The organism is Rhizobacter sp. P3_B12, from assembly GCF_056402895.1.
Genome location: NZ_JBFUGN010000693.1, coordinates 1 through 3319, shown reverse-complemented (window position 1 = coordinate 3319; position 3319 = coordinate 1). Strand labels below are relative to the sequence as shown.

Sequence of the window (3319 nt, the reverse complement as noted above, 5' to 3'; positions counted from 1 at the left end):
CGCGCCTCCGGGCGGCCAGACCCAGTCCTATCGCTGGGGCAATGTCGCGATCGGCGGCGGAGGGTTCGTGACGGCCGTGATCCCGAGCAAGACGCAGCAGAACCTGTTCTACGCGCGCACCGACGTCGGCGGCGCGTATCGCTGGGACAACGCCACCGGGCGGTGGGTGCCGTTGCTCGATGGCCTGTCGGAAGACGACGTCGGCTTGATGGGCGTGGAATCGATGGCGCTGGACGCCAAGGACCCGGCCGTGGTCTACGTGCTCGCCGGAACCCCGTACTTCAGCAACGGAAAGACGGCGGTGATGCGGTCCGCCGACTACGGCGCAACCTTCTCGCGCATCACCGACGTCAGCGCGCAATTCCGTGCCAATGGCAACGGCATGGGGCGCGGCAACGGCGAAAAGATCCAGGTCGATCCGGCCAGCAGCAACGTGCTCTATGTCGGCTCCCGCAACAACGGCCTGTTCAAGAGCGTCGACGCCGGCGCAAGCTTTGCCCGCGTGAATGCGTTGCCCGTGACCGGCACCCCCAACGAAGCCGGTGTCAGCTTCGTGCTCCTGGATCCCTCCAGCGTGGCCAACGGCGTGGCACAGCGCATCTTCGTCGGCGTGTCGCGCTACGGGTCGGTAGGCTCGAACCTCTACCGCAGCAACGACGCCGGCGCCACCTTCAACGCCGTGGCCAACGCGCCGGCCGGGTTCCTCCCCCAGCGCGCCGCACTGGCCGGCGATGGAAACCTCTACATCACCTACGCGAATGGATCCGGCCCACATGGAGACTCGAGGAACCTGACCCCGCCTGAACCGATGGATGCCGGCCAGGTGTGGAAATACGGCATCGCGGGCGGCACCTGGACCAACGTCACGCCCGCCGGCACCACCGGCGCGTTCTCCGGTGTCTCCGTCGACGCCAAGAACCCGCAGCGGGTGCTGGTGTCCACCATCAACAACTGGATGCAGCAGGGCGCCGCCTGGGGCGACCATTTCTTCGTCACGACCAACGGCGGCAGCGCGTGGACCGATGTGGTGTCCCGCGGCTTCGCCCTCGACACCGGCGGTGTGAACTGGGTGGGTGGCAACTCCATCCATTGGGCGAACAGCATCGAGCTCGATCCGTTCGACGGCAAGGCCGCCTGGGTCACCTCGGGCAACGGCATCTTCCGCACGGCCAACCTGGATGCGGCGCCGACCACTTGGACCTTTGCCGTCAAGGGGCTGGAGGAGACGGTGGCCCTCGGGCTGGTGAGCGTCCCCGGGGGACCGTTGCTGTCAGTGATCGGCGACTACGACGGCTACCGCCACACCGACATCTCCGCCTATGCGCCGATCCACACGCCACGCATCGGCACCACCTCCGGGCTGGCGGTTGCGGCGGTGAACACCTCAGCCGTCGTTCGCGTCGGAGGCGAGAAGATGTACCGCTCTGCCGACACCGGCGCCACCTGGACGCAGGTGCCGATGGTCAATGCGACGTCGATCAACGACAACGTGGTCGCGCTGTCGGCGGACGGCGGCACGCTGCTGCACACGATGACCGCCGGCGGCATCGCCACCACCTACCGCTCGACCGACTTTGCCAACGCAAGCCCGACGTGGAACGAGGCATCCGGCCTGGGCCGGCGTGCCGTGCGGCCGGTGGCCGACCCGGTGAAAACCGCCAGGTTCTATGCATACGACGGCGGCAACGGCGACGTGCTGACGAGCAACGACAGTGGCGCCAGCTTCACCGTCGCTGCAACGCTCGGCGCCGGCGGCTCTCCGCGGCTGGGCGTTGCCCCCGGCCGCGAGGGTGACGTGTGGGTCGCGTTGCGAGACGGCGGCCTGGCGCGCTCTACCAACGCCGGTGCCTCGTTCGGCAAGCTGTCCGGCGTGACCTACTGCAGCGCGGTGGGGTTTGGCAAGGCACTCGCCGGCGCGAGCTATCCCACGGTGTTCATCTGGGGCGCCGCCGGCGGCGGCAAGCGGGGCCTCTACCGTTCTGCCGATGCCGGTGCGAGCTGGATCCGCATCAACGACGATGCGCACCAGTTCGGCGGTCCCGGCAACGGCCAGTTCGTCGTGGGCGACATGAATACCGAAGGCGTGGTGTACATGAGCACGGTGGGACGAGGCATCGTCTACGGCGCTCCGGCAAGCACCCGTTGATCGGAATCCGACCCAGTCGGCAGTTCCGGTAGCGAAGTGGCATCCAAGCACCGCGCCCAGCACCGCCGGTGCAACGCCGCCAAGCTCGCCTCGACCGCAGGTCGAACGCCCAGGGATGTCAGCGCTTGCCGGGCGGTTACCCACTTCTCATGCTAAAGGAACTCCGATGACGCGCAGTCTTCAGCCCAGTGAGCATGCGCGCTGCGCAGCGATGTCCCCGCGACTGCGCGCAAGCCTTCTGGTGTCGCTGCTGGTCACCCTCGCGGGATGCGCACCAGCGCCTGCCCCTGCGCCAGCACCTGCCCCTGCCCCTGCCCCTGCACCAGCGCCTGCACCAGCGCCAGCACCAGCACCGGCACCGGCACCGGCACCGGCACCCGTCCCCAGCCCGCCGCCTCCCCAGGCCGCCGCGGCGCCTTGCACGGCCTCCAGCTTCCGCGTGCATGCGTCGCCGATGCTGGCCGGCAGTGTGACCGTGTCGCGCGACTCGGGCGGCGTCCGGGTCGCGATCGCGTCGCCCGACGGGTGCGCCAACCGCGGGGAGACGATCACGCTGACGGCCGCGGCGCCAGCCAACTTCAGGCTGGCGGGGTGGCTCGGCGACGCCGGCGAGCTCTGCGATGCCGCGGCCGGCACGTGCACGATCCGCAACCTGTCCCGCGATCTCGTCGTGGCGGCGGACTTCAGGATCCAGTCCTTCGTGCATCCGGGGCTGCTGAGCACCGCCTCGGACCTGGCGCGGATGCGGGCCGCCGTCGCAGCGCACAGCGCGCCGGTGTACGACGACTACCAGATCCTGACGCAGGCCAGCCACGGGTTCGCGCCGACGCCCGCCGAACTCGACGCCGGCGCCCGGATCACCTACGCCGCGCGCCCGCAGCAGAAGGTGTGCCGCGGCGACAGCTGCAGCTCAGTGAACGCGCAGTACCTGTGGTGGGACATCAACGCGGCCCAGAGCTACGTCTACATGTGGAAGATGACCGGGCGCCGGGAATACGCGGATGCTGCGGTGCAGATCCTCAACGCCTGGTCGGGCACGCTCAAGAGCCTGGACGGGTACTTCGACGGCTTCCTCGTCGCCGGCATTCAGGGCTACCAGCTGTGCGTGCTGGGCGAACTGCTGCGCGACTACGACGGTTGGGCGCCCGCCGACTTCAGGGCCTTCAAGACCAT

Annotated in this window: 2 protein-coding genes; both read left to right on the top strand. The window is 69.1% G+C overall.

Annotated features, from left to right (window positions below; genetic code table 11):
- A partial coding sequence (locus AC1D01_RS26315; protein ID WP_477871619.1) for an exo-alpha-sialidase occupies window positions 1-2146 on the top strand: 2146 nt, incomplete at its 5' end.
- Window positions 2147-2600: 454 nt separating this feature from the next.
- Window positions 2601-3319 (top strand): InlB B-repeat-containing protein (locus AC1D01_RS26310; protein WP_477871617.1); only part of this gene is annotated, 719 nt, incomplete at its 3' end.